Below are 23,890 nucleotides of genomic sequence, written 5' to 3'. Positions count from 1 at the left end.
ACTGGACGGCGACGGACCTCAGCGCTCCTGCAATTCCCCGTTGTGCAGCTCAAGGGTCCGATCCATCCGCCCCGCCAGCCGCGTGTCATGCGTCACCAGCACGAAGCTGGTACCGATCTCCCGATTGAGTTCCAGCATCAACTCATAAACGTGAGCCGCATTGGCTTCGTCCAAGTTGCCGGTCGGCTCATCGCCCAGCACGCACGCCGGACGCGTCACCAGCGCACGCGCCACGGCGCAACGCTGACGCTCACCGCCGGACATCTCGGCCGGACGATGCCGTAGCCGCGATGACAGCCCAACGCGCTCGAGCAACGCGGTCGCTTCCTTCTGCGCCTGCGCAATCGACACGCCACGAATCAGCAGCGGCATGCACACGTTTTCCAGGGCCGTGAACTCCGGCAGCAGGTGATGGAACTGATAGATGAAGCCAAGCGAGCGATTGCGCTCACGACCGCGCTCGGCGTCCGACAGTTCGGACAGCACGCGACCGTTCACCTCGACCTTGCCGGCCGTGAGCGTATCGAGCCCACCGATGATGTGAAGCAGCGTCGACTTGCCCGAGCCCGATGCGCCGACGATGGACATCGTCTCGCCGCGACGCAGGGCGAAATTGACGTTGGACAGGACGCCCGTACGCAGGTCGCCCTCTTCATACACCTTGGCGACGCCCGTGGCGCGCAGGACGATATCGTCGTTGGGCTTATTCATAACGGAGCGCCTGGGCGGGCTGCGTGCGCGAGGCGCGCCACGCCGGATAAAGCGTGGCCAGCAGCGAGAAAGCGAAGGTCACCAGCACCACCCAGCCCACGTCGGACCAGAGCAGCTGACTGGGCAGCTCGCTGATGTAGTACACGTCGGGCGAGAGAAAATTCTGCCCCGTGACGTGCTCGATCCACTTCACGATGGCCGGCAGGTTGTACGAAAGCAGCGCGCCGAGCGCGACGCCCGCGCCGATGCCGACGATGCCGACGAGCAGGCCCTGCACCATGAACATGCCCATGATGCTGCGCGGCGTGGAGCCGAGCGTGCGCAGGATGGCGATGTCCGCCTGCTTGTCCGTCACCAGCATCATCAGCATGGAAATGAGGTTGATCACCGCGACCAGGATGATCAGCGAAAGGATCACGAACATCACCGTCTTCTCCATGTCGATCGCGCGGAAGAAGTTGGCGTGGGTATCCATCCAGGTTTCGACGCGGTACGTCTGGCCGAGCTTGTTGACCAGGTCCTGCGCCACCGGCCAGGCGGCGCGCAGATCGTCCAGCTTGAGGCGGATACCGGTCGGACCATTGAGGCCGTTGAGACGCTGGGCGTCTTCCATGGAAATCAGGGCGAGGTTGGCATCGTATTCCTGCATGCCCAGCTCGAAGATGCCGCTGACCGTGAAACTGCGCAACTTGGGCACGGCACCCATGGGCGTCGCCGTGAACTGAGGCACCACGACCGTCACCTTGTCGCCCACCTGCACACCGAGCGTCATGGCCAGCTCGCGCCCCAGCGCGATCTTCCAGCTGCGATCGGTCAGGTCGGTCATCTTGCCTTCGACCATATGCGTATCGATGTCGGAGACCTTCGGTTCCAGCGACGGCACGATGCCGCGGATCAGGGCGCCGCTGGGCCGGCGGGCCTGCAGAAATGCCTGGATCTCGACATAGGGCGCGGCGCCCTTCACGTGCTTGGTGCCTTCGGCGGTCTTCACGGCCGTCTGCCAGTTCTGCACCGTGTCGTCGATACCGGACACGGTGATATGCGAAACGGCGCCCAGGATGCGGTTACGCAATTCGTTATCGAAGCCGTTCATCACCGACATGACCGTGATGAGCGCGGTCACGCTGATGGCGATGCAGACGATCGACACCGTGGAGATGAACGAAATGAACTGGTTGCGACGCTTGGCGCGCGTGTAGCGCAGTCCGATGAAGAGTTCGAGGGGTCTGAACATACCTGTCGATCGCAGCCTTGAAGGAGGGGGCCACCGCGAAAGGCAGGCACCGCGCGGCAGAGTGCCCGATGCGGCCCGTCGGGGCAAGCTGGAACAATAGACCGGGCAGATATCCTTCAGCTTTCGCCGGGATACGCTTACAGGCCCTCACGCCCGTTTCAAACGGCCGCGCAAAAGACGGAGGTGTTCCGTCGGCGTGCTGTCAGGCATCAGTAACACATGCCCTGCCCCGCCGCGCCAGCGAAACCGGAGAAACACCGCCAATCCGACCCGTCGAACGTGCAACAGTTCCGCAGGCATGGCCAACCCGCGGCGATCCGTCACGCTCCACACGCCATCGACGGCCCAATGCAACCGACGCAGCCGCGGGTGCCGATACCGGCGGACCCGACGCATGCCGATTACGCCGACAACCGCCATCGACGACCAGCGGGCGAACAACGGCAGCGAGGTGAATAACGGTGCGAGCGTGGCCAGACAGACCACCAGGACAAGCCATGCGGTCAGCGTGGCTGAGGGCTTTATATCAAAGCTGATGCCTTGCGCGGATGTCATCGATGATCGCCTGCCAGTCGTCGCGGGGGGCGCGGGCATGGCCCATCACCCAATCCCAGAGATCGGGATCCTGCACGTCCAGAAGCGCATCGAATGCCGTCTTTCCGGCTTCATCGGCGTCGGCGAAACGCTCTTCCAGCCACCACCCGAACAGGCGATCGAGTTCCCGGGTACCACGTCGGGTACGCCAGCGGAGGCGTTTGAGGCGGGCGTCTTCCATAGCGGGAACGGCATCCTGTAGGAGCGCGCCCCGCGCGCGATGGGTTTAACGATTCCCTCAAGGGATACCGCAAAACCATCGCGCGCGGGGCGCGCTCCTACAGAGGCCTTTTAAGCGGACCGCCTCTGCACGATCAGCTTCTTGATCTCCGCGATCGCCTTGGCCGGGTTGAGACCCTTCGGGCAGGTGCGCGCACAGTTCATGATCGTGTGGCAACGGTAGAGCTTGAACGGATCTTCGAGGTCGTCGAGGCGGTTACCGGTGTCTTCGTCACGGCTGTCGACGATCCAGCGGTAAGCCTGCAGCAGAATGGCGGGACCGAGGTAACGGTCACCGTTCCACCAGTAGCTCGGGCACGAGGTCGAGCAGCAGGCGCAGAGAATGCACTCGTAGAGACCGTCGAGCTTCTTGCGGTCTTCCGGCGACTGCAGACGCTCCTTATCGGCCGGCGCCGGGCTCTGCGTACGCATCCACGGCTTGATCGACGCGAACTGGGCGTAGAAGTGGGTGAGGTCCGGCACCAAGTCCTTCACCACCGGCATGTGCGGCAGCGGATAGATGTTGACCGTACCGCCGCCACACTCCTCGATGGCGCGCGTACACGCCAGCGTGTTGGTGCCGTCGATGTTCATGGCGCACGAACCGCAGATGCCTTCACGGCACGAACGACGCAGCGACAAGGTCGAGTCGATCTCGTTCTTGATCTTGAGCAGGGCGTCGAGAACCATCGGACCGCACGTATCGAGATCGACCTCGTACGTGTCGGTGCGCGGGTTCTGGCCGTCGTCCGGCGTCCAGCGATAAATCTTGAAGGTACGCGTGTTCTTCGCGCCCTTCGCCGGGAAATGCTTGCCGGCCGTAATCTTGGAATTCTTGGGTAGCGTGAACTCTGCCACGATTGCCTCTCCGGTCCGGTATCAGTAAACGCGCTTTTTCGGCGGCACGACTTCGACGTCGTCCGTCAGGGTGTACATGTGCACCGGGCGGAAGTCGAAGCTGGACTTGCCGGCCTCGTCGATCCACACCAGCGTGTGCTTCTGCCAGTCATGGTCGTCACGATCCGGGAAATCCTCGCGGGCATGCGCGCCGCGGCTTTCCGGACGCTGTTCGGCCGAATGCATGGTAGCCACCGCCTGCGCGAGCAGGTTGGAGAGCTCCAGCGTTTCGATCAGGTCGGAGTTCCAGACCAGCGAGCGGTCGCTGACCTTGACCTTCTCGAACGAGGTGAAGACCTCGGAGATCTTGGCCTTGCCTTCCTTCAGCGTCTCGCCCGTGCGGAACACGGCGGCGTCGGACTGCATGGTCTTCTGCATCTCGGCGCGGATCGCCGCGGTCGGCAGCGTGCCGTCGGCGTTACGCAGCGCGTCGAAGCGACCCAGGATCTTGTCCAGCGCGTTGGCGGGGAGGTCCTTGTGCGGCGTGCCCGTCTTGATGAGCTCGGCGCAGCGATGCGCCACGGCGCGACCGAACACCACCAGATCGAGCAACGAGTTGGAACCCAGACGGTTGGCGCCATGCACCGACACGCAGGCCGCTTCGCCGATCGCGAACAGACCCGGGACGATCGAATCCGGATCGTCGTCGCGCTTGGTCACGACTTCGCCGTGATAGTTGGTCGGAATGCCGCCCATGTTGTAGTGAACGGTCGGCAGGACCGGGATCGGCTCCTTGGTGACGTCGACGCCGGCGAAAATGCGCGCGGACTCGGCGATGCCCGGCAGGCGCTCGTTGATGACCTCGGGACCGAGGTGCATCAGGTTGAGATGGATGTGGTCCTTGTTCGGGCCCACGCCGCGGCCTTCGCGGATCTCGATGGTCATGGCGCGGCTGACGACGTCGCGCGAAGCGAGGTCCTTCGCGTTGGGCGCGTAGCGCTCCATGAAGCGCTCGCCCTCGGAGTTGGTGAGGTAACCACCTTCGCCGCGGACACCCTCGGTGATCAGGCAGCCGGCGCCGTAAATGCCCGTCGGGTGGAACTGCACGAACTCCATATCCTGCAGCGGCAGGCCGGCGCGCAGCACCATGCCGCCGCCATCGCCCGTGCAGGTATGCGCGGAGGTGGCGCTGAAGTACGCGCGACCGTAGCCGCCCGTGGCCATGACCACGGCATGGCCACGGAACAGGTGCAGGGTGCCTTCGTTCATGTCGAGGGCAAGCACGCCCACGCACTTGCCATCCTCGAAGACCAGATCGATAGCGAAGTATTCGATGAAGAACGTGGCGTCGTGCGCCAGGGCCTGCTGGTAAAGCGTATGCAGGATGGCGTGACCGGTACGGTCGGCCGCGGCGCAGGTGCGCTGCGCGGTACCCTGACCGTAGTGCGTGGTCATGCCGCCGAACGGACGCTGGTAGATCTTGCCTTCCTCGGTACGCGAGAACGGCACGCCGTAGTGTTCGAGCTCGATGATGGCCGGAATGGCCTCACGACACATGTACTCGATGGCGTCCTGATCGCCGAGCCAGTCGGAGCCCTTGATCGTGTCGTAGAAGTGGTAACGCCAGTCGTCTTCACCCATGTTGCCGAGCGCGGCGGAAATACCGCCCTGCGCCGCCACGGTGTGCGAACGGGTCGGGAAGACCTTGGTGATGCACGCGGCCTTGAGGCCCTTCTCGGCCAGACCGAAGGTGGCGCGAAGGCCTGCGCCACCGGCGCCGACCACGATCACGTCGTATTTGTGTTGCTGAACCTTATAGGCTTCCATCGATCAGTTTCCGAGCGCGATGCGCAGCACGGCCAGCACGCCCGAGAGCGCGGCGAGTACGGCGATGAACTTGATGGCCACCAGCGACGCGACTTCGAGCCAGCGCGTGTGGACGTAATCTTCAATCACGACCTGCAGGCCGAGGACGGCATGCCTGAACATCGTGACGATGAGAGCGATGAGCATCACCGCGTTCCACGGCCTGGCGATGGATGCGCGGGCGGTGGCGTAGTCGGCGTGAATGAGGCTCAGCACCGTGATGACGAACCAGAGGGTAAGGAAAATCAACCCGACCGCGGTGAGGCGCTGGAGCATCCAGTGGCTGACGCCCTCTTTCGCCGAGCCGAGGCCACGGGCGCGGGCAAGCGGATTGCGCAGGTCCTTGCTCATGCGTGCGCTCCCATCAGGATGTAGCCCCACACCAGCGCGGTGAGCACGATGGCCAGCACGATCGCCAGCCAGCTGGAGCGTACGAAGGACTGGATCGAGTATCCCTGCCCGGCGTCCTGCGCCAGATGGCGGATGCCGTTGCACAGGTGATAGAAGAAATTGAGCGTCCAGCCGACCATGACGACCGTACCGAACGGACTGCCGACGATGCCGGTGAAGGTTCCGAAGGTGTCAGGACCGGCGGCGAGCGACGCGAGCCCCCAGACGATGATGAGGCTACCCACGGCATTGATGATGCCGGTGGCGCGGTGCAGGATGGAAGAAACCATCTGCACTTGCCACTTGTAGATCTGGAGATGGGGTGAGAGCGGTCGTCCCGTTTGTGCCATGGCGGCTATCCTGGATTGGAATCGCTGATGCCCGACGCACCTACCCTTGCCTTCCTGGACTCAGAAGTCGATACAGCGTCCGTTCTTTTCCCAGTCGCCATAACGCGTGGGGTCCAGCGGCGCTTTCTCGACCTCTGGCTCGCCATTCGTGGGGACGAGTGGCGGTACGAGCGGCTTCGCCGGGGCGGAATCGTTCGGGCCTTCGGACTTGGAGGGATTGTCGGACATGGTTATAAAGCCCCAAAAGGGTAATACCTGTGGCAAATCAGCACAACCTTGACGATCGGGCCAAACCTTGGTTTGGCCTTGGGCTGACCGTATATCCTACGCCTCCGCCCCGACTTGCGCCTCCCCATGCCGAGCCGTACCACTCGCACGATCACCCTCACCGGCCCCGACGCGGCCGCTTTCGCCAATGCCCAGTTCGGCAGCGCCGTGCTCTCCCTCGGGGTGGGTCGCTGGCAATGGAGCGGCTGGCTCGATCCCAGGGGTCGGGTTCGCGCCCTGCTTCAGATCGCGCACCCCGAAGACGACCGCTTCGTCGTCGTTCCGCGTGGTGGCGATGCCGAGACGCTGGCTTCCGATCTGAAACGTTTCGTCTTTCGTTCGAAGGTGAAGATCGCGGTATCCGACGTGCTGCATGTATCCGACGGTGACGCGATCGGCGACGGCGATGTACGCGAAGAAGATGACGCCCTGTATTTCGGTGAAGGCGATACATCGACACGTATAAATACGACGCAAGGTGGAAACACCTGGTACGAACGTCACATACGGAAAGGATACGCGTGGCTTCCCGACGAGGCGATCGACGCATTGCTTCCGCCCGCGCTGTCGATGGAGCGACTGGGTGCTGTCGCATTCGACAAGGGCTGCTTCCCTGGTCAGGAAATCGCTGCGCGACTGCATTTTCTGGGGGGTCACAAGAAGCATCTGCGCGTCGCGCGAAGCGATGCCACGATGCGCGAAGGCGAGACGCTACGCGTTAACGGCCGCGACATAGGTATCGTGCTGATGCATGCGGCATCGCAACCTTTACCTATATCGCTTGTCGTACTCGACGACGGCATCGCATCGGCAGAAACTCTTGAAATAGACGACAAGCGCCTACACATCTTATCGACATTCGAAGCGTGATCTTTCGCAGATTCGCAAGAATGTGTCTCACGCAATGTGTGAGTTAAAGCTGAACCGGACAGCTCACGCACTTGCAGAATTCGTGCAGCGCCACTAGGCTCCGCCGATCCAATTTAAGTGGCCGTGGTGTTTCTCCACGGTTACACCCGCGACGATCCGTCGATGATGACGGTTCTGGCGCGACCCGGCGAAAGCCGGAGATTGAGCAACGCGCAGCCCATGAGTAGCGCGTAGTCAGCCGACGGAGCCGCCGCCTTTGCGAGCCGCTCCCTTTCGGTGCACCCCCATACCGGGCGACTCCGGACAGTCGCCCAGTACAGTCACAGTGTGTGACGCCCGCCTCATCCGTGTTTCTCCAAACACAACATCGGATGTCGTCGGTTGGTCCAGGTAGTAACGGCCTGCCCGCCCGTCTACCGCTCATACGTCCCCCATGGCTCTTTCCGAAAGAAAGCCGCAAGTGACGGAAAAGCTCGTTGGAGGCAGATACACATGAAACTTTCCGCGCTGCTCTGGATGGCGTCCGTCCTCCCGAGCCACCTCGCTGACCAGACGTGCCTGGCGACGACGGTATACCTCGAAGCACGTAGCGAACCCACTATCGGCCAGTACGCCGTGGCGGAAGTCGCCCTTCGACGCCGCGACCGCGGCATGGGCGGCGACAAGGTGTGCGACGTCGTTTCGGCGCCACATCAGTTTGCGATCACCACCACGCCGAAGGATTTCGAGATCACGGATCTCGTCTCCTGGTCCAAGGCATGGAAGGTGGCAGGCGACTCCCTGAATAACTGGAGCCTGCCAAAGAGTGAACGACTCGTTTATGTTCCGCAGGCCGACCACTTCGCCACGGCTGCCGTCTCGCCGAACTGGTCCGCAAGCCGCATCGTTCGCAAGATCGGCGACCACGCGTTCTACGCCGTGAACTGACAACGGCCCTACAACGTGAGGGGAAAAGGAAGGCAGAGCGGGCAGCTTGTGCTTTCCCGGGAAAAGGGGCCCTCGGATGAGGGTCTTTTTTTGCGCCCGATTTTCTCACCGCTCATAAAAAACCCGCCGAAGCGGGTTTTTATTTAGCCGTCCATACGTCTAAACGATCAACGACGATAGACGCGATCCCCGCGCACCTCGACGTAATCGCCGCGACGTAGCTGCGGATCTTCCACCTGGGTCACGGTGGCCCGGCGACCGTCGTCCAGACGGATGCTCACGCGGAAAGCGACCTGATCGGCGCCATTGCGCTTGCCGACCTGGTTACCGACCACGCCGCCGACCACCGCACCACCGACGGTGGCAGCCGAACGACCGTCACCCTTGCCGATGGTGTTGCCCAGCAGACCACCGGCGACCGCACCGATGACGGCACCGAGCGGCGACGAGTCGCGCTGGGTATAGACCTGCTCGACGTCGTCCACGACGCCGCACTGCTCGCACCCTCGCGGTGCGCCCTGATACACGACGCGATCCTCGCGATACACACGACGTGGCTGCTCATAGCACGCGGTCAACGACAGCGTGGCGACGGCAGCGGCGACGATGCCTGACTTGCGGACAATGCTATACATGGATGAAGCCTCTGGGAACGCGTTGGAGAATCAGCGTGCGTCGGAAACGACCGACACGCCTTCCTGTACCTCGACGCGATCGCCCGGATCGTGATCCATACGCACCGAACGCGTCACGCCGTTGTATTCGTAACGAACGTCATAAGCGACGATCTTGTCACCCGACGTGCCGGCCACGGTGCTGCACTTGCGCACCGTGCTCGTGGTGGTGTTCGTCTCCTGGCGACGCTCCTGGATCTCGTGGCCCGCATAGCCGCCACCGACCGCGCCGGCCACCGTCGCCAGCGTGCGCCCCTTGCCACCGCCGATCTGGTTGCCGAGCAGACCGCCGGCGACCGCGCCGATGGCCGTACCGGCGATCTGATGCTGGTCCCTGACCGGCACGTGGCGGGTCACCACCTCGTCGTGGCACTCGCGCTGCGGCGACGAGGCCGCCTCGCGGACCGGATCGACGCTGACCACGCGGCCGTACTTCGGGCCGGCCGGTGCGGGCGCGGGAGCAGAAGCCGCGGCGCCGTCGCCACGGTAGGACACGTCGGCATTCGCGTCGCGGTTGCACGCGGACAGGCCGCACACCAGCGCCGCGCCCAACGCGATGTTCAGGACGGAAATCTTCAGACTGCTCATAACCCTACTCTCCTAACGAAGGTCCGCGACCTCGATGGCGCATGAGCCCCATCTCCCGGAAGTCGCCTCGGAGGACATTTGACATTCGTTAAACTGAATGAGGCCTTAGACTGTCGCTACCTTCATTCAGGCATCACGCTTACATGGTCGATCTGGTCGACACCCACGCACACCTGGACGACGCGTCGTTCGACAGCGACCGGCGGGCGATGTACGAGCGCGCAGCCGCCGCGGGCGTTCGCCGCTGGATCGTGCCGGCGATCGATCGCGGCAACTGGGAAACGATCGAGCGACTCGCCGGTGAGAGAGACGGTATTTTCCCCGCCTACGGCCTCCATCCCTTGTTCATCGACCGGCATCGCGACGAGCACCTCGCCGAACTGCCCGACTGGCTCGACGGCCACGGCGCCGTGGCCGTTGGCGAGATCGGGCTGGACTGGTACGTCGAAGGACTGGATCCGGTGCGGCAGCGCGACGTGTTCGCCCGCCAGCTGGGCATCGCCAAGGAGCACGACCTTCCGGTGATCGTGCATGCACGCCGGGCGTTCGAGGAGGTCATCCATACGCTTCGCCGGATCGGCGGATTGCGTGGCGTAGTGCACAGCTTCTCGGGAAGCGAGGAGCAAGCCCGACAGCTGTTCGACCTCGGCTTTCATATCGGCATCGGTGGCCCGGTCACCTACGACCGGGCTCACCGGATCCGGCGCGTCGTCGCGACCATGCCGCCGGAGTGGCTTTTGCTCGAAACAGATGCACCCGATCAGCCCTGTATGCATCGTCGCGGCCGACGCAACGAGCCGGCGTTCATGACCGATGTCGTGGACACCGTGGCGGTCCTGCGCGGCATCAGCCGCGAGGAGGTTGCCGAGGTCACGACAGGCAATGCCGATCGTCTCTTCTCGCTCGGGCGCGCACGAGTCGACGACGCTCGTCAGCGCGGAACGGACCAGAACTGAAAATCCTTCGGAAGCAGCCCATACCGACTAACCCGGATGATGAAGGACGATTCGACGGTGGCCGGCCACACGTTCACCCGGAGCCCTCCCTCGAGTTGCAGCTTTGTCCCATTCAGCGGAACACCGACGAGTGATCCAGGCGTGAACCCCAGAAACGCCGGAGCATCGTATGGGTCGAGAATTTCGAAGACGAGCGATCCGAAATCGTAATGTTTCCCGTCCTGATCCTTTAGCTCGAAGATTCCGTCGAGATCGTGCGACATACCCGCAGCCAGCTTACGCGTGCCATAAAACTCTCCGTCGAGCGTCCTTGGCACGTTCGACGAGACACGGACGAAGAATTCGTGTTCGACCTTGCGATCGATGGGCGCGTTCACCGTGAATGCCCGGACTTTGAAGTTGTCACCCGGCAACCCCGATGCGATAAGCGGCACCGGCGGCAATGCCCGACCACCGGAATCAGTGTAGGCGCTGGCGTATTTTGACGGGCGACCGTCGATGAGGAAATGTGCCTGCGCTTCGGCATGAGGGTCGCCGGGCTCGATCTGCCAGGCGATTAGCTCTCCGCCTATCAGGCCGCCATAGGGGTCGGTGGCGACCACACCGCGGTCAGCAATCCGCGCACCGGGATCGACATGGATGGGATCGCGCCCGTTCGGCCTGAGTCTGGATACCCTCGAGGAACCGTCGCCGCCGGCAGGGAACGACGACGCGGCCGACACGGGCTCCGGGGCCCGGTCGCGCCCTCGCCTCGGGCTGGCGTTCTCTCCCGGCCCGGAAGGCATAGCAATGGTCCAGCGATCTTGCGGGGCTTCGGCGGTGTCGGTCGCGTCCGATGGCTTGTCCGTCGTCATATGGCTCTCCTTTTCCCATCGCAGCATGGTCCTCATGCACGGTGACTATGCGCCTCGCAGGAGTCGACGAACAGCCGCTCGACGATGATGTCGATTTATTTTCGTCATCCGCATTCGGCAGCTGCGCTCGATGTGGCTGATAGGGCGCGTTTACTCACAACGGCGGTCCAGGGCACGACGGCACTTGTTGCCTGAAGTCAGTGCTTGCTAGGCTAATAGTTCACCAGCGAACTATTAGCCAGCGTAATGTCCACCCTGAAACCATGCGTCGAGGCGCTCTACGAGGGCGTCGACCGGGTCGCCGAGAACATCGACGGCTTGCCGAAATGCGAGGTCCTTCTCATCCGACTGCTTTTGCTGACGGGCGAAGCGCTGCAGCGCAACGTGGAGACCAGGCTCAGGCCGTTCGACCTCAACGACAGCGATTTCCGCACGCTGATGATGCTGTATTCGTCCCGGAACGGCAGTTCGACGCCCAGCGAGCTCTGCGCGCTGGCTGAGCAGAAGCCGACCAACATGACCCGTATCAGCAATCTGCTCGCCAAACGCGGTCTGATCACCCGCTCGCATGCGACGCAGGACCGCCGTCAGATCGTGCTGACGATCACGACCGAGGGCAGGCAGTTCGTGCGCACGCTGCTCCCGCCGATGTTCCCCGAGGTGGTGTCGAAGTTCGCCTGCTTCAGCGCTACGGAACGAAAGACCTTCGAAGGGCTGTTGAAAAAGCTGGCCCTGCATCTGGATACCGCGGAAACCCCATGAAACCCTTACCATTCCGCCCCACGCTGCTGGCGGGCATGCTGGCCGTGTCGCTCGCGGCCTGCCACGTGCCCGCGAAGATCGACCGCCCTGCCCTGCGCGACGACGTGCCACTGGCCGGCCTCGTCACCGACCAGCGCCCGGGTTGGCCCGCCGCCGAATGGTGGCGCGCCTATGGCGATCCACAGCTCGACATGCTGATGGACATGGCCCTGCGCGGTGCGCCAGACCTCGCCCAGGCGAAAACGCGCGTCGACAGCGCGCAGCAGAACATTCGCGTCGCGGCGGCGCAGGCGGGCCTGCGCGTGGACGGCAGTGCGCAGGTCGCACGGCAGCGCATGAGCGAACATGGCCTGATTCCGGCGCAGTTCCTCGGCTTCACCTGGTACAACCAGGCCGACCTCGGCGTGCAGGTCAGCTACGACTTCGACTGGTGGGGCAAGAAACGTTTCACCCTCGAGTCCGCGATCGACAGCGCGCGGGCGGCGGAGGCGGAGCGCTCGGCGTCGTCCCTCGCGATCCAGGCGGTCGTCGCGGACACCTACTTCGGCTGGCTCGCGGACATGTCGCGAGTGGCCATCGCGGACCGGCTCATCGCTGTCCGCGAACGCGCGCTGCGTATCGCCGACCTTCGTGTGAAACAGGGCGTGGACGTACCCGATACCGTGCAGCAGGCACGCGCCGAGCTGTCCGGTGCCCGCCAGCAGCGTGTGGCGTTGCAGGGATCGGCGGACATCCGTCGCGCCTCGCTGGCCACGCTGGTCGGCGTCTCGCCCGGACAGCTGCCCGCGCTTACGCCGCGTGCGCTTCCCGCTGTCGCCCCCGGCCTGCCCGCGAACGTCGGCACCGACCTGATGGCGCGCCGACCGGATATCGCGGCCAGCCGCTGGCAGGTCGAAGCCGCGTTACGGCAGACCGACGCCGCACGCGCCCAGTTCTTCCCCGATGTGAGCCTGTCGGGCATGGCGGGCTTGTCCAGCATCGACATGGACAAGCTCTTCTCCGCGAGCAGCCGCGTGTTCTCGCTGACGCCCGCGCTGCACCTGCCGATCTTCGAAGGCGGGACGCTCGAGGCGAACCACGGCGTCAGCCAGGCGCAGCTGGGCGCCGCCGTCGCTCAGTACAACGCCACCGTGGCCTCGGCCGCACGCGACGTCGCCACGCAGGCGCTCGGTGCGCAGCAGATCGCCGCCCGACGCACCGAGCAAGCCGCGCAGATCGACGCCGCCAACACCCTGCTCGCCAGTGCGAAGGCACGGGCGGCACGCGGCGTGCGTGACGACCGCGAGTCGCTTGCCACCGAAGCCTCGCTGGCGCAGCAGCTGGATATGGACGCCGACCTTCAGGGCCAGGCCTTGTCCACCGATGTCGCCCTGATCAAATCCCTCGGGGGCGGCTATCGCGCCGAACCCGTCGACACCTCTTCCACGCCCAGCACGAACGGAACCCAGAGCCCATGAGCGCCAACCCGACCGATACCCAGCGCACCCCGGTGGAAAGCGGCAACGCGCCCAGGGACAAGCGCAAGCGAGGCCGTGCGCTGCTGATCGCCCTGATCGTCTTCCTCCTGGCGGCGGCGACGTGGTTCCTGCTGTGGCTGTTCGTGTTCTCGATCCGCGAGACCACCGATGACGCCTATGTGGGTGGTAACCAGGTGGGTATCTCGGCGCAGGTGCCCGGCATCGTCACCGGCGTGTTTGCCGACGACACGCAGCGGGTCAACGCGGGTCAGGTGCTCGTCCGCCTGGACGCTACCGACGCCGATGTGGCCTTGCGCAAAGCCAGCAGCGCCCTGGCGCAGGCGGTTCGTCAGGTCCGCCAGCAGACGCAGTCGGCCGCCAGCGCGGACGCCGCGCTCGGCGCACGCCGCAACGATCTGAAGCGTGCGCAGGACGACCTGAAGCGTCGTCTGCCCCTGCTCGCCGAAAAAGCCGTCGCACCGGAAGAAGTGCAGCACGCCCGTGACGCGGTGGACACCGCGCAGTCCGCACTGGAATCCGCACAGCGTCAGGCCGATGCGTCGCGCGCGCTGATCGACGGCAGCGATGTCGAATCCAATCCGGCGGTCGAACAGGCACGCGCCAACTTCCGTCAGGCCTGGGTCGCCTCGCAACGCAACGCGATCGTCGCACCCATCGACGGGTACGTCGCGCAGCGCAGCGTCCAGGTGGGCAACAGCGTGCAGCCCGGCCAGCAGCTGATGACGGTGATCCCGCTACACGACCTGTGGGTCGAGGCGAATTTCAAGGAGAGCCAGCTGCGCCACGTGCGCATCGGCCAGCCGGCGAAGATCGAAGCCGACATCTACGGTGGTGGCGTGGAATACCACGGGCACGTGATCGGTCTCGGCGCCGGTACCGGCAGCGCGTTCTCGCTGCTGCCTGCGCAGAACGCCACCGGCAACTGGATCAAGGTGGTGCAGCGCATCCCGGTTCGCATCGCGCTGGACGCGAAGGACCTCGACAAGCACCCGCTGCGTATCGGCCTGTCCACCGCCGTGACGCTCGATATCTCCAACGACGATGGCGACGTCCTGGCAAGGGCTCCGTCGACGACACCGGTCGCGCAGACCACCGTTTACGACGAGGTGGCCGCGAAGGCCGATGCCGCCGCTGACGAGATCGTGCGCAACAACCTCGGAGCCAGTGCGCCTTGAGCGACGCCGTCGCCATTCCGGACGCCGCGCCCGCACCGGCGGGCCCGAAACCGCTGCAGGGCATGCAGCTGGTCCTGCTGACCATCGCCGTCGCGTTCTCCACATTCATGGAGATTCTCGACATGACGATCGTCAACGTGGCCGTGCCGCATATCGCCGGCAGCCTGGGTGTGAGTTCGAACGAGGGCACGTGGGCGATCAGTTCGTACGCGCTGGCCAGCGCGGTGATGCAGCCGCTGACCGGTTGGATCGCCAAGCGCTTCGGCGAAGTGAAGACCTTCTGCTTCTCCGTCGCGCTGTTCGTCGCGTTTTCGATGCTGTGCGGCCTGGCCACCAGCATGCCGATGCTGGTGCTGTTCCGTCTGCTGCAGGGGGCGGGCTCCGGCCCGATGGTGGCGTTGTCGCTGTCGCTGCTGCTGGCGAGCTATCCAAAGGACAAACAAGGCATCGCGCTGGCGATGTGGGCGATGACCGTGGTCGTCGCACCGATCTTCGGTCCGATCCTCGGCGGCTACCTCACGGACAATTTCTCCTGGCCGTGGATTTTCTACATCAACGTACCGGTGGGCGCCGCGGCGGGCGTGATCACCTGGGCGATCCTGCGCACCCGTGAAACGAAGATCGTGCGCGCTCCGATCGACTCGGTGGGCCTGTTCCTGCTGGTGCTCGGCGTGGGCTGCCTGCAGTTCATGCTCGACAATGGCAACGACCACGACTGGTTCGCGTCGCCGCTGATCCTGACGCTCGGCCTCATCGCGGTGGTCGCGCTGACCTTCCTGGTCATCTGGGAACTGACCGCGAAGTATCCGGTGGTCGACCTGTCGCTCTTCACCCGGCGCAATTTCGCCGTCGGCGTCAGCGCGTTGTCACTGGGCATGCTGGGCTTCTTCGGCATCACGGTGGTGTTCCCGCTGTGGCTGCAGACGACGCTGGGCTATACCGCGACATGGGCAGGCCTGGCGACCGCGCCCGTCGGCATCCTCGCGTTCCTCATGTCGCCCATCATCGGCAAGAACATCCAGCGGCTGGAACTGCGCGCGGTGGTGACCTTCGCCTTCCTCGTGTTCGCGTTCACCGCGTTCTGGTTTTCGACCTTCAACAGCGGCGCGTCGTTCGCCACGCTGGTCCTGCCTCGCTTCGTCATGGGCATCGGCATCGCGTGCTTCTTCATTCCGCTGAACCAGATCTTCCTTTCCGGCCTGCGGCCCGACCAGATCGCCGGTGCGTCGGGGCTGGCCAACTTCTGCCGCACGCTCGCGTCGAGCGTGTCGACCGCACTCACGGTGACGATCTGGCAGCATCGCGGCGAAGCGCACCATGCCTCGCTGACCGAATACGTCAATCCGGCGTCACCGGCGGCGATGGCCTATGTCGACCGCCTTCAGATGATGAACCTGCATGGGCAGGCACAGCGAACCGTACTGGATCAGGTGGTCAACCGGGAGGCACTGACCCTGGCCGTCAACGACGTGTTCTGGCTGTGCGGGATCCTTTTTCTGGCACTGATACCGATTCTCTGGCTGGCGAAGCCGCCGTTCGGGAATGCCGGAGGAGCGGCGGCGCACTGACGCTGCACCTCCGAACATTAAATCGGCGTTATTTAAATCGTTCCAATCCCATATGTGAAACCGCAAACGTTTACAAGACGGTGCGACAACTGGTGCGACGCAATACCACGTGGTAGCTTTCGCCGCATGGCACAATCCCTACGCATCATTAAGAAGTATCCGAACCGTCGTCTGTATGACACGGAGATCTCGAGCTACATCACGCTGGAAGAAGTCCGCCAGCTGGTCCTCGACGGGGAAACTTTCGAAGTCCGCGACGCCAAGTCCGGTGACGACCTGACCCGATCCGTCCTGCTGCAGATCATCTCCGAGCACGAAGAGCACGGTCAGCCGATGCTCTCCCCGCAGCTGCTGTCGCACATCATCCGGTTCTACGGCGACTCCCTGCAGGGCTTCATGGGCCCGTACCTGGAGCGCAGCCTGCAGGTCTTCCTCGATCAGCAGCAGCAGTTCCGTACCCAACTCAACAGCCTGATGGGCCAGACCCCGTGGTCGATGCTCAACGAGATGACCGAGCGCAACCTCGACGTCTGGAAGTCGATGCAGCGCGGTTTCCTCGATGCCGCCACGGCCAAGCCGCCCGAGCCCGCCTCGCGTCAGAGCCAGACGTCGCGGCCAGGTAAGAAGGCAAGCTGACGCATCCCGCCGCCAGGGACTTGCTCCCGGCGGCGCTGCGGCGCACGATGCGCTGCCCCGCAATATTGCGCAGCAAAAACAGGCCGCCATGCCCCGTAACGACATCGCCGTGGTCGGCGCCGGACTGGTCGGCGCCATGGTCGCCACCCTGCTGACCCAACGCGGTTTCCGCGTCTCCGTCTTCGAGAAGCGCTCCGATCCCCGCAAGGCGGGCTTTCAGGGCGGCCGTTCGATCAATCTCGCCCTGGCCGAACGCGGCCTGCATGCCTTGCGCGCCACCGGTCTCGCCGCGCAGGTGCTCGAGCAGGCTGTCATGATGCGCGGCCGCATGGTGCACGATCCGGCCGGCCACAGCGGCCTGCAGCGCTATGGGGTGGACGATTCCGAAGTGATCTGGTCGGTGTCGCGAGGTGGTCTCAATAACCTCATGCTCGATGCGGCGGAAGCCGCAGGCGCGACCATCCATTTCGATCAGGGCCTGGCCGGGGCCGACCTGGACGCGGGCAGGCTCATGCTGCGCAGCATGGACGGAACCGAGCGCAGCATCGACGCACCCGTCATCATCGGTGCCGATGGCGCCGGGTCGGCGTTGCGCGCCGAGATGCACCGACATTCGCCGCTCGGCGAACGGATCGAAGAGCTGGGTCACGGCTACAAGGAACTCGAGATTCCTCCTGGCAAGGATCCCTCCGCGCCGTTCGCCATCGAACGCAACGCGCTGCATATCTGGCCGCGCGGCCATTACATGTGCATCGCCCTCCCGAACCGCGAGGGCAGCTTCACGGTAACGCTGTTCCTGCCCAACGATGGCGAGCACCCCAGCTTCCGTACGATCGCAGGCGCGGCCGCCGCCGAGGGCTTTTTCCGCACGGAATTTCCCGATGCGCTGGCGCTGATGCCCGAGTTCGCGAACGACTGGGCGGCCCATCCGGTCGGCACGCTGGCGACGCTGTACCTGGATCGCTGGCATATCGGTGGCCGCGCCCTGCTGATCGGCGACGCCGCGCACGCGATCGTGCCGTTCCATGGTCAGGGCATGAATTGCGGTTTCGAAGACGCGGCCGAACTGGCGGACCTGTTCGCGGCGAATCCGTCCGATCCGGCGGCCGTGTTCGCCGCCTTTGAAGCGACGCGCAAGCCGAATGCCGACGCGATCGCCCGGATGGCGCTGGAGAACTACGTGGAGATGCGCGACAAGGTCGCGGATCCCGTGTTCCTGCGCAAGCGCGAGATGGGTGCGCTGCTGACGGAGCGCTGCCCGACGCACTATCTGCCGCGCTACCGGATGGTGACGTTCACGCATCTGCCTTACCGCTACGCGCTGGAGCGTGGGCAGGCGCAGGACGTGCTGGTGGAGCAGCTCCTGCTGGGGCATGAAAGCGTGGCGTCGGTGGACATCGAGGCGGCTGTGCGGGCGCTGCAGGCGACTTTGCCTCCGTTGCCGGCTGAGGCGTTCGATCGGGGCTGAGGAAGCCGCGACACCGTCACGCATGGACAAGCCGCCGCATGGCCCGGACAATCGTCGGAATGACCGTCGCCGCCGCCAACGCTGTCCTGCTTGAAGCGCGCTCCCTGTGCTTCCTGCGCCAGGATGAGCCGGTCTTCGGTCCGGTGGATTTCGCACTGCGCGAGGGCGAAATCGCGCTGATCGAGGGCGACAATGGCAGTGGTAAAACCACGCTGATGCGTGTGCTTACCGGCATGCTTCGCCCCGGCTCGGGGGAGGTCCTGCTCGACGGCGCTCCGTTCTCGCTCGATACCGTCGCCGGGGCCGTGGTCTTTCTCGGCCACCATCCCGGCCTGAAACTCGACCTCTCGCCTCGCGAGAACCTGCGTGTCGCCGCCGGACTCTACGGCTTGCGCGGCGGCGCCGATATCGATGTGTCCCTCGCCGAGGTCGGCCTCGCCGGATACGAAGACGAGTCCGTACGCCGCCTCTCCGCCGGACAGAAGAAGCGTGTGGCTCTCGCCCGCTTGCTGATCCTGCCCGCACGCGTGTGGCTGCTCGACGAGCCCTACGCCAATCTCGACCGCGAAGGCATCGCCCTGGTCAACCGCCTGCTGGAGCGCCACGCGGCGCGCGGCGGTGCCGCTCTGGTGACGAGCCACGGGGCGGTGTCTTTCGCCGGCGACGCACCACGCCGCATCCGGCTGCACGCATGACGCCCGGAAGCACACCCGCCGCCTGCGCCGCCCTGCTGCGCCGCGATCTGACCCTGGCCTGGCGCCGGCGCGGTGACATCGCCATGCCCGTGCTCTATGCGGTGATCGTCGCGACACTGTTCCCGTTCGCCCTCGGACCCGAGCCCGCCCTCCTCGCCCGCATCGCCGGTGGCGTCGTGCTGGTCACGGTCGTGCTGGCCATCCTGCTTTCGCTCGACAACCTGTTCCGCGGCGATATCGAGGACGGCTCGATGGAGCTCCTGATGCTCGCACCGCAGCCGCTGGCCTTGCTCGTTGGCGTCAAGATCCTCGCTCACTGGATCGTCTCGTCGCTGCCGCTGATCGTCGTCGCACCGCTGCTGGCCAGCATGCTGAAGCTGCCGGCGCCGGCCATGCCCGTGCTCGTGGCCACCCTCGCGCTGGCCACGCCGTTGCTGTGCCTCCTGGGAGCGATCCTCGTCGCGCTGACGGCCGAGTCGCGACGCTCTGGTATGCTGCTCGCGCTCATGCTTCTGCCGCTTTGCGTGCCGGTCGTCATCTTCGCCGCGGGGGCGGTAGCCGCCGCACAGGACGGCCTGCCCTGGGTCGCGCCGGTAGCGTGGCTCGGCGCCGGACTGGTTCTGGCGCTGGTGCTGGCACCGCTTGCGTGCGCCGCGGCGCTGCGTATCGCGATGGACTCATGATGCGCGCCACCGTACGGACCGGAATCCGGACTCACCCTTTCTCGCACCAAACGGCAACGAGGACCGATGGCTAACTGGGTTCCCCTCTGGCTGCACCGTCTCAGCTCCCCGCCGGTGTTCTACCGCTTCGCGGGTGCCGTCCGTCCATGGGCGCTGGGCCTCGCCCTGCTTCTCGGCGGTGTGGCGCTCTATGGCGGCCTGTTCGTCGCGCCCGCCGACTACCAGCAGGGCGACGCGTACCGGATCATCTTCATCCACGTACCCAGCGCCTGGATGAGCCTTTTCATCTACGGCGCGATGGCCATCGCCGCCTTCATCGGCCTGGTCTGGCGGATCAAGCTCGCCGAAACCGTGGCGATGGAGTCCGCCCCTGTCGGCGCCGCGTTCACCCTGATCACGCTGGTCACCGGCTCGCTCTGGGGCAAGCCGATGTGGGGCACGTGGTGGACCTGGGACGCGCGCCTCACGTCCGAGCTGGTGCTGCTTTTCATCTACCTTGGCATCGTCGGTCTGTATCACTCCTTCGAGGACCGGCGTCAGGGCGCGCGTGCCGCATCGTTTCTGGTGCTGGTCGGCGCGGTCAACGTGCCGATCGTGCATTTCTCGGTGAACTGGTGGAACACGCTGCACCAGGGATCGACGGTGCGTCTGCTCGGCCCCTCGCATATCGATGCGAGCATGCTGTGGCCTCTGCTCACGATGATGGCGGCGACCAAGCTGTATTACGTCGCCAGCCTGTTCGCACGCGTGCGCGCCGACTTCATCGTTGCGGAAAGCGGCAAGGGCTGGGTGCGCGATCTCGCCCTGAACACGCCGGGGAACGACGCCGCATGACCGCCGCCCTCGCCATGGGCCAGTACGGCTTCTACGTCTGGACCTCGCTCGCCGTTTTCTTCCTCGTCCTTCTGATCGACACCCTCGCGCCACTGGCGAGGCGTCGACGCAACCTGCGCGATCTCCGTGCGCGCCTCGCGCGCCAGGAGAACCGCCGCCGTCCCGGAACCGCTCCCCGTAATGAATCCCACCCGTAAGCGTCGCCTCGCCATCGTGATCTCGGTGATCGCCGCCGCCATCGTGGCGGTCGGTCTGACCGTGTTCGCATTGCAGCGAAACATGAATTATCTCTTCACGCCGAGCCAGGTGCAGCAAGGCCAGGCCACGCAGTACGGCAGCTTCCGGCTGGGCGGCATGGTCAAGGCGGGTTCGATCCAGCGCGCGAAGGACAGCCTGAAGGTCAGCTTCATCGTCGTCGACGATCAGGGCGCCATGCCGGTGGAATACACCGGGATCCTGCCGGACCTGTTCCGCGACAACCAGTCGGTCATCGCGACGGGTCGCATGGACGATGCCCGCTTCATCGCCAGCGAAGTGCTCGCCAAGCACGACGAGAACTACATGCCGAAGGAACTCAAGGACGCCATGGCCAAGGCGCATGAGAACCGCAAGATCGACGACAAGGGCATGGGCGATCAGGCCATGACTGACAAGGCCACGGCACCGGGTACGCCGAAATGATTCCGGAGCTTGGCCAGTTCGCGCTCGTCCTCGCGCTGTTGCTGGCGCTGGTCCAGGGAGTGCTTCCCATCCTCGGCGCGTGGCGTGGCAACGCCGCGCTGATGGCCGTGGCGCGACCCGCCGCGGCCGGCCAGGCCGTGTTCGTGTTCCTGGCGATGGGCGTGCTGATCCACGCGTTTCTGGTCTACGACTTCTCGGTGGCCTATGTAGCCGACAACTCGAACCTCGCGCTGCCCTGGTACTACCGGATCACCGCGGTGTGGGGCGCGCACGAAGGCTCGATGCTGCTGTGGGTCTTCATCCTCAACGTCTGGTCGCTCGCGCTGGCGATGCTGAGCCGTCACCTGCCGACACCTTTCGTCTCCCGCGTACTCGGCGTGCTCGGCCTCATCGGCGTCGGCTTCCTGGCCTTCATCCTGTTCACCTCGAATCCGTTTCTGCGCGAGCTGCCGATGCCATCCGACGGCGGCGACCTCAACCCGGTGCTGCAGGATCCCGGCATGACCTTCCACCCGCCCGTGCTGTACATGGGCTACGTGGGTTTCTCGGTGGCTTTCGCGTTTTCCATCGCGGCGCTGCTGGGTGGCGAGCTCGAGCAGGCCTGGGTGCGCTGGGCGCGCCCATGGACCAACGTCTCGTGGGCGTTCCTCACCATGGGCATCGTCGCCGGCAGCTGGTGGGCATACGCCGAGCTGGGCTGGGGCGGCTGGTGGTTCTGGGACCCGGTCGAGAACGCGTCGTTCATGCCGTGGCTGGTCGGCGTCGCGCTGATCCACGCCCAGGCGGTGACCGAGAAACGAGGCTCGCTCCCCGCGTGGACGGTGCTGTTATCGTTGTTCGCGTTTTCGCTGTCGCTGCTCGGCACCTTCCTCGTGCGCTCGGGCGTGCTGACCTCGGTACATGCGTTCGCTTCGGATCCGCGTCGCGGCCTGTACATCCTCGGCTTCCTGATCGTGGTGATCGGCGGCTCGCTGCTGCTCTATGCCATCCGTGCGCCCAGGGTGGCGACGGGCAAGCCGTTCGCGGCACTGTCGCGCGAGACCGGCATCATGATCGCCAACCTGCTGTTCACCACGGCGGCAGCCATGGTGCTGCTGGGCACGCTGTTCCCGCTGATCGGCGACGCGCTCAACCTCGGCCGCATCTCGGTCGGGCCACCCTATTTCAGTTTTCTGTTCATCGCGCTGATGGCGCCCGCGGTCCTCCTGCTTCCGTTCGGCCCCTACCTGCGCTGGGGCAGCGCCGAGGGCCGCCAGCTGACGACGCTCGCCCTGCGTGCCGGTATCGCCGCCGTGATCTGCGCCATCGTCGCCGCCTTCGTCGCCCAGGGTCACCTGCGTGCGATCGCCGGCATCGCGGGCGCTGTCTGGGTGGCCGCGGGCACCCTGTCGTACATCCTCAAGCGCTGGCGCGAGATGCCGCGCGGCCGCCGCTATCCGGCCGAGATGGCCGGCATGCTGGTCGCTCACACGGGCGTCGCCATCTTCATCATCGGCGTGATGCTCTCCGAATCGCTGAGTGTCGAGCGCGACGTACGTATGGCGCCCGGTGACACGCAGGCCATCGGCGGCTATGTGTTCCGCTTCGATGGTGTCCACGAAACCCAGGGACCGAACTGGCGCGCCGATGAAGGCACGGTCACCATCCAGCGCGATGGCACGACGATGGCGACCGTGAAACCGCAGAAACGCACGTATTCGCGCGGCCAGGTACAGACCGAATCCGCCATCGACGCGGGCTTGTTCCGCGACATCTACGTAGCGCTCGGCGAGCCGATGCAGGCGACCGATGTCGAGGGCGCCTGGGCGCTGCGGCTCTACTACAAGCCGTTCGTCCGCTGGATCTGGCTCGGCGGCCTGTTCATGATGCTCGGCGGCTTCCTTGCCGCGGGTGAGCGCCGCTTCCGCGCGAAGAAGGCCGCCGCGACCGCCGCGGTGCCCGCGAAGGAATCGCTCGCATGAGTCGCCTGATGCCCTTGTTCGTGTTCCTCGCGCTGTGCGGTCTGTTCGGCTTCGGTATCTGGTGGAACACGCAGCACGATCAGCACGAGATCGTCTCGCCGCTGATCGACAAGCCAGCGCCGGACTTCCTGCTGCCCGAACTGGGTCAGCCCATGAGTATGGTCGGCAAGGCATCGCTGCTGGGTAAGCCGTATTTCCTCAACGTGTTCGGCAGCTGGTGCATCGAGTGCGTGCACGAGCATCCGGTGCTGTCGGGTGAAGTGAAGTCGCTGGGGCTGCGCCTCGTTGGCCTCAACTACAAGGACGAACCGTCCGACGCGATGAACTGGCTCCGCGAACACGGCAACCCGTTCGACCTCGTCATCACCGACCGTGACGGACGCGCCGGCATCGATTTTGGCGTGTATGGCGCGCCGGAAACCTTCCTGATCGATGGCAAGGGTGTGATTCGCTACAAGCATGTCGGGCCGATTACGCCTGAGGTGGTCGACAGGGAATTCCGCCCTGCGCTGGCCGCGCTGTCGAAGGAAGGTGGCTAGTGAGCAGGTACGGTCGCGCGCGGGGCGCGCTCCTACAACGTGCTGGCGAAGGTCCACGTCGTGCCGCGGAAGG

Annotated in this window: 28 protein-coding genes; 16 read left to right on the top strand and 12 right to left on the bottom strand. The window is 65.0% G+C overall.

Annotated elements, in window-relative coordinates; translation table 11 throughout:
• Positions 1 to 18: 18 nt before the first annotated feature.
• The 9 genes from lolD to FA85_RS21645 form a co-directional block, all read right to left on the bottom strand.
• A complete protein-coding gene (gene lolD, locus FA85_RS19695) occupies positions 19 to 711 on the bottom strand; it encodes a lipoprotein-releasing ABC transporter ATP-binding protein LolD (RefSeq protein WP_036113617.1) in 693 nt (230 codons plus the stop codon).
• Positions 704 to 1,945: a lipoprotein-releasing ABC transporter permease subunit gene (locus FA85_RS19690; RefSeq protein ID WP_036113618.1), complete on the bottom strand. Its 1,242-nt coding sequence runs from the start codon at positions 1,943 to 1,945 to the stop codon at positions 704 to 706. Before FA85_RS19690 ends, lolD begins: the two co-directional genes overlap by 8 nt.
• Positions 1,946 to 2,092: 147 nt before the next feature.
• Complete coding sequence (locus FA85_RS22020; protein ID WP_156108745.1) at positions 2,093 to 2,500, bottom strand: hypothetical protein; 408 nt, start codon at positions 2,498 to 2,500, stop codon at positions 2,093 to 2,095.
• Positions 2,472 to 2,720, bottom strand: a complete 249-nt coding sequence (locus tag FA85_RS19685; RefSeq protein ID WP_036113619.1) for an FAD assembly factor SdhE — start codon at positions 2,718 to 2,720, stop codon at positions 2,472 to 2,474. Before FA85_RS19685 ends, FA85_RS22020 begins: the two co-directional genes overlap by 29 nt.
• A 110-nt stretch (positions 2,721 to 2,830) precedes the next feature.
• On the bottom strand, positions 2,831 to 3,616 hold the full coding sequence (locus tag FA85_RS19680) for a succinate dehydrogenase iron-sulfur subunit (RefSeq protein ID WP_036113620.1): 786 nt from the start codon (positions 3,614 to 3,616) through the stop codon (positions 2,831 to 2,833).
• A 21-nt stretch (positions 3,617 to 3,637) separates the two neighbouring features.
• Positions 3,638 to 5,422: a succinate dehydrogenase flavoprotein subunit gene (gene sdhA, locus FA85_RS19675; RefSeq protein ID WP_036113622.1), complete on the bottom strand. Its 1,785-nt coding sequence runs from the start codon at positions 5,420 to 5,422 to the stop codon at positions 3,638 to 3,640.
• Positions 5,423 to 5,425: 3 nt separating this feature from the next.
• Entirely contained in the window at positions 5,426 to 5,812 is a 387-nt protein-coding gene (sdhD, locus tag FA85_RS19670; protein WP_036113624.1) for a succinate dehydrogenase, hydrophobic membrane anchor protein, read from the bottom strand.
• The gene (gene sdhC, locus FA85_RS19665; RefSeq protein WP_036113627.1) at positions 5,809 to 6,201 is read right to left on the bottom strand and encodes a succinate dehydrogenase, cytochrome b556 subunit; all 393 of its coding nucleotides are present in this window, start codon (positions 6,199 to 6,201) and stop codon (positions 5,809 to 5,811) included. The genes sdhD and sdhC overlap by 4 nt, the downstream gene beginning before the upstream one ends.
• Before the next feature lie 60 nt (positions 6,202 to 6,261).
• Positions 6,262 to 6,429 carry a DUF1674 domain-containing protein gene (locus FA85_RS21645; protein ID WP_081907499.1) on the bottom strand — a complete coding sequence of 56 codons (168 nt, stop codon included), beginning with the start codon at positions 6,427 to 6,429 and terminating at the stop codon, positions 6,262 to 6,264.
• Between the two features lie 126 nt (positions 6,430 to 6,555).
• On the opposite strand from FA85_RS21645, the gene ygfZ reads away from it, so the two are divergent.
• Both ygfZ and FA85_RS19655 read left to right on the top strand, forming a co-directional pair.
• Positions 6,556 to 7,338: a CAF17-like 4Fe-4S cluster assembly/insertion protein YgfZ gene (gene ygfZ / locus FA85_RS19660; RefSeq protein ID WP_036113629.1), complete on the top strand. Its 783-nt coding sequence runs from the start codon at positions 6,556 to 6,558 to the stop codon at positions 7,336 to 7,338.
• 492 nt (positions 7,339 to 7,830) lie between these two features.
• Complete coding sequence (locus tag FA85_RS19655) at positions 7,831 to 8,265, top strand: cell wall hydrolase (RefSeq protein ID WP_036113631.1); 435 nt, start codon at positions 7,831 to 7,833, stop codon at positions 8,263 to 8,265.
• A 167-nt stretch (positions 8,266 to 8,432) separates the two neighbouring features.
• Here the strand turns inward: FA85_RS19655 and FA85_RS22645 are convergent, their stop codons facing one another.
• On the bottom strand, positions 8,433 to 8,900 hold the full coding sequence (locus FA85_RS22645; protein ID WP_036113633.1) for an outer membrane lipoprotein: 468 nt from the start codon (positions 8,898 to 8,900) through the stop codon (positions 8,433 to 8,435).
• Positions 8,901 to 8,930: 30 nt separating this feature from the next.
• Entirely contained in the window at positions 8,931 to 9,527 is a 597-nt protein-coding gene (locus FA85_RS19645; RefSeq protein WP_036113634.1) for a glycine zipper 2TM domain-containing protein, read from the bottom strand.
• A gap of 143 nt (positions 9,528 to 9,670) precedes the next feature.
• Between FA85_RS19645 and FA85_RS19640 the strand changes: the two genes are divergently transcribed.
• Positions 9,671 to 10,483, top strand: coding sequence for a TatD family hydrolase (locus tag FA85_RS19640; protein WP_036113636.1), 813 nt, complete (start codon positions 9,671 to 9,673; stop codon positions 10,481 to 10,483).
• On the opposite strand, the gene FA85_RS19635 is transcribed toward FA85_RS19640, so the two are convergent.
• On the bottom strand, positions 10,459 to 11,337 hold the full coding sequence (locus FA85_RS19635) for a hypothetical protein (protein WP_036113637.1): 879 nt from the start codon (positions 11,335 to 11,337) through the stop codon (positions 10,459 to 10,461). The genes FA85_RS19640 and FA85_RS19635 overlap by 25 nt on opposite strands.
• Positions 11,338 to 11,583: 246 nt before the next feature.
• Here FA85_RS19635 and FA85_RS19630 point away from each other — a divergent pair, with 246 nt between their 5' ends.
• From FA85_RS19630 to FA85_RS19570, 13 genes are all read left to right on the top strand, one after another.
• Positions 11,584 to 12,099: a MarR family winged helix-turn-helix transcriptional regulator gene (locus FA85_RS19630; protein WP_036113638.1), complete on the top strand. Its 516-nt coding sequence runs from the start codon at positions 11,584 to 11,586 to the stop codon at positions 12,097 to 12,099.
• Complete coding sequence (locus FA85_RS19625; RefSeq protein ID WP_036113639.1) at positions 12,096 to 13,556, top strand: efflux transporter outer membrane subunit; 1,461 nt, start codon at positions 12,096 to 12,098, stop codon at positions 13,554 to 13,556. Before FA85_RS19630 ends, FA85_RS19625 begins: the two co-directional genes overlap by 4 nt.
• Positions 13,553 to 14,752: an HlyD/EmrA/EmrK family protein gene (locus FA85_RS19620; protein ID WP_036113640.1), complete on the top strand. Its 1,200-nt coding sequence runs from the start codon at positions 13,553 to 13,555 to the stop codon at positions 14,750 to 14,752. Before FA85_RS19625 ends, FA85_RS19620 begins: the two co-directional genes overlap by 4 nt.
• Before the next feature lie 62 nt (positions 14,753 to 14,814).
• The gene (locus FA85_RS19615; protein ID WP_051944251.1) at positions 14,815 to 16,320 is read left to right on the top strand and encodes a DHA2 family efflux MFS transporter permease subunit; all 1,506 of its coding nucleotides are present in this window, start codon (positions 14,815 to 14,817) and stop codon (positions 16,318 to 16,320) included.
• Positions 16,321 to 16,446: 126 nt separating this feature from the next.
• The gene (phaR, locus tag FA85_RS19610; RefSeq protein ID WP_036113645.1) at positions 16,447 to 16,956 is read left to right on the top strand and encodes a polyhydroxyalkanoate synthesis repressor PhaR; all 510 of its coding nucleotides are present in this window, start codon (positions 16,447 to 16,449) and stop codon (positions 16,954 to 16,956) included.
• An 88-nt stretch (positions 16,957 to 17,044) separates the two neighbouring features.
• Positions 17,045 to 18,424: an FAD-dependent oxidoreductase gene (locus tag FA85_RS19605; protein WP_036113647.1), complete on the top strand. Its 1,380-nt coding sequence runs from the start codon at positions 17,045 to 17,047 to the stop codon at positions 18,422 to 18,424.
• Positions 18,425 to 18,483: 59 nt separating this feature from the next.
• Positions 18,484 to 19,119 carry a heme ABC exporter ATP-binding protein CcmA gene (ccmA, locus tag FA85_RS19600; RefSeq protein ID WP_036113649.1) on the top strand — a complete coding sequence of 212 codons (636 nt, stop codon included), beginning with the start codon at positions 18,484 to 18,486 and terminating at the stop codon, positions 19,117 to 19,119.
• The gene (gene ccmB / locus FA85_RS19595; RefSeq protein ID WP_036113650.1) at positions 19,116 to 19,802 is read left to right on the top strand and encodes a heme exporter protein CcmB; all 687 of its coding nucleotides are present in this window, start codon (positions 19,116 to 19,118) and stop codon (positions 19,800 to 19,802) included. Before ccmA ends, ccmB begins: the two co-directional genes overlap by 4 nt.
• 66 nt (positions 19,803 to 19,868) lie before the next feature.
• A complete protein-coding gene (locus tag FA85_RS19590) occupies positions 19,869 to 20,636 on the top strand; it encodes a heme ABC transporter permease (RefSeq protein WP_036113651.1) in 768 nt (255 codons plus the stop codon).
• Positions 20,633 to 20,833, top strand: a complete 201-nt coding sequence (ccmD, locus tag FA85_RS19585; protein ID WP_036113652.1) for a heme exporter protein CcmD — start codon at positions 20,633 to 20,635, stop codon at positions 20,831 to 20,833. The genes FA85_RS19590 and ccmD overlap by 4 nt, the downstream gene beginning before the upstream one ends.
• Positions 20,817 to 21,317, top strand: coding sequence for a cytochrome c maturation protein CcmE (gene ccmE / locus FA85_RS19580; protein WP_051943718.1), 501 nt, complete (start codon positions 20,817 to 20,819; stop codon positions 21,315 to 21,317). Before ccmD ends, ccmE begins: the two co-directional genes overlap by 17 nt.
• Positions 21,314 to 23,278, top strand: coding sequence for a heme lyase CcmF/NrfE family subunit (locus tag FA85_RS19575; RefSeq protein WP_036113653.1), 1,965 nt, complete (start codon positions 21,314 to 21,316; stop codon positions 23,276 to 23,278). Before ccmE ends, FA85_RS19575 begins: the two co-directional genes overlap by 4 nt.
• Positions 23,275 to 23,817: a DsbE family thiol:disulfide interchange protein gene (locus tag FA85_RS19570; protein ID WP_036113657.1), complete on the top strand. Its 543-nt coding sequence runs from the start codon at positions 23,275 to 23,277 to the stop codon at positions 23,815 to 23,817. The genes FA85_RS19575 and FA85_RS19570 overlap by 4 nt, the downstream gene beginning before the upstream one ends.
• Positions 23,818 to 23,890: the final 73 nt, after the last annotated feature.

Origin of the sequence: Luteibacter mycovicinus, from assembly GCF_000745235.1 — a bacterium.
In the GTDB taxonomy this organism is placed as follows: domain Bacteria; phylum Pseudomonadota; class Gammaproteobacteria; order Xanthomonadales; family Rhodanobacteraceae; genus Luteibacter; species Luteibacter mycovicinus.
The sequence above is the reverse complement of the archived record's forward strand: the minus strand, read 5'-3'. Positions and strand labels throughout refer to the sequence as shown.

What these genes read in the sequence shown, in the direction of transcription:
- FA85_RS22645 (WP_036113633.1), bottom strand. Translation starts at nt 8,900, where the DNA reads ATGTATAGCATTGTCCGCAAGTCAGGCATCGTCGCCGCTGCCGTCGCC.
- FA85_RS22020 (WP_156108745.1), bottom strand. Translation starts at nt 2,500, where the DNA reads ATGACATCCGCGCAAGGCATCAGCTTTGATATAAAGCCCTCAGCCACG.
- FA85_RS19640 (WP_036113636.1), top strand. Translation starts at nt 9,671, where the DNA reads ATGGTCGATCTGGTCGACACCCACGCACACCTGGACGACGCGTCGTTC.
- ccmB (WP_036113650.1), top strand. Translation starts at nt 19,116, where the DNA reads ATGACGCCCGGAAGCACACCCGCCGCCTGCGCCGCCCTGCTGCGCCGC.
- ccmA (WP_036113649.1), top strand. Translation starts at nt 18,484, where the DNA reads ATGACCGTCGCCGCCGCCAACGCTGTCCTGCTTGAAGCGCGCTCCCTG.
- sdhC (WP_036113627.1), bottom strand. Translation starts at nt 6,201, where the DNA reads ATGGCACAAACGGGACGACCGCTCTCACCCCATCTCCAGATCTACAAG.
- FA85_RS19615 (WP_051944251.1), top strand. Translation starts at nt 14,815, where the DNA reads ATGCAGCTGGTCCTGCTGACCATCGCCGTCGCGTTCTCCACATTCATG.
- FA85_RS19590 (WP_036113651.1), top strand. Translation starts at nt 19,869, where the DNA reads ATGGCTAACTGGGTTCCCCTCTGGCTGCACCGTCTCAGCTCCCCGCCG.
- FA85_RS21645 (WP_081907499.1), bottom strand. Translation starts at nt 6,429, where the DNA reads ATGTCCGACAATCCCTCCAAGTCCGAAGGCCCGAACGATTCCGCCCCG.
- FA85_RS19620 (WP_036113640.1), top strand. Translation starts at nt 13,553, where the DNA reads ATGAGCGCCAACCCGACCGATACCCAGCGCACCCCGGTGGAAAGCGGC.
- FA85_RS19690 (WP_036113618.1), bottom strand. Translation starts at nt 1,945, where the DNA reads ATGTTCAGACCCCTCGAACTCTTCATCGGACTGCGCTACACGCGCGCC.
- phaR (WP_036113645.1), top strand. Translation starts at nt 16,447, where the DNA reads ATGGCACAATCCCTACGCATCATTAAGAAGTATCCGAACCGTCGTCTG.
- FA85_RS19655 (WP_036113631.1), top strand. Translation starts at nt 7,831, where the DNA reads ATGAAACTTTCCGCGCTGCTCTGGATGGCGTCCGTCCTCCCGAGCCAC.
- FA85_RS19645 (WP_036113634.1), bottom strand. Translation starts at nt 9,527, where the DNA reads ATGAGCAGTCTGAAGATTTCCGTCCTGAACATCGCGTTGGGCGCGGCG.
- FA85_RS19630 (WP_036113638.1), top strand. Translation starts at nt 11,584, where the DNA reads ATGTCCACCCTGAAACCATGCGTCGAGGCGCTCTACGAGGGCGTCGAC.
- ccmE (WP_051943718.1), top strand. Translation starts at nt 20,817, where the DNA reads ATGAATCCCACCCGTAAGCGTCGCCTCGCCATCGTGATCTCGGTGATC.
- FA85_RS19605 (WP_036113647.1), top strand. Translation starts at nt 17,045, where the DNA reads ATGCCCCGTAACGACATCGCCGTGGTCGGCGCCGGACTGGTCGGCGCC.
- FA85_RS19575 (WP_036113653.1), top strand. Translation starts at nt 21,314, where the DNA reads ATGATTCCGGAGCTTGGCCAGTTCGCGCTCGTCCTCGCGCTGTTGCTG.
- ccmD (WP_036113652.1), top strand. Translation starts at nt 20,633, where the DNA reads ATGACCGCCGCCCTCGCCATGGGCCAGTACGGCTTCTACGTCTGGACC.
- ygfZ (WP_036113629.1), top strand. Translation starts at nt 6,556, where the DNA reads ATGCCGAGCCGTACCACTCGCACGATCACCCTCACCGGCCCCGACGCG.
- lolD (WP_036113617.1), bottom strand. Translation starts at nt 711, where the DNA reads ATGAATAAGCCCAACGACGATATCGTCCTGCGCGCCACGGGCGTCGCC.
- FA85_RS19570 (WP_036113657.1), top strand. Translation starts at nt 23,275, where the DNA reads ATGAGTCGCCTGATGCCCTTGTTCGTGTTCCTCGCGCTGTGCGGTCTG.
- FA85_RS19635 (WP_036113637.1), bottom strand. Translation starts at nt 11,337, where the DNA reads ATGACGACGGACAAGCCATCGGACGCGACCGACACCGCCGAAGCCCCG.
- sdhA (WP_036113622.1), bottom strand. Translation starts at nt 5,422, where the DNA reads ATGGAAGCCTATAAGGTTCAGCAACACAAATACGACGTGATCGTGGTC.
- sdhD (WP_036113624.1), bottom strand. Translation starts at nt 5,812, where the DNA reads ATGAGCAAGGACCTGCGCAATCCGCTTGCCCGCGCCCGTGGCCTCGGC.
- FA85_RS19625 (WP_036113639.1), top strand. Translation starts at nt 12,096, where the DNA reads ATGAAACCCTTACCATTCCGCCCCACGCTGCTGGCGGGCATGCTGGCC.
- FA85_RS19685 (WP_036113619.1), bottom strand. Translation starts at nt 2,720, where the DNA reads ATGGAAGACGCCCGCCTCAAACGCCTCCGCTGGCGTACCCGACGTGGT.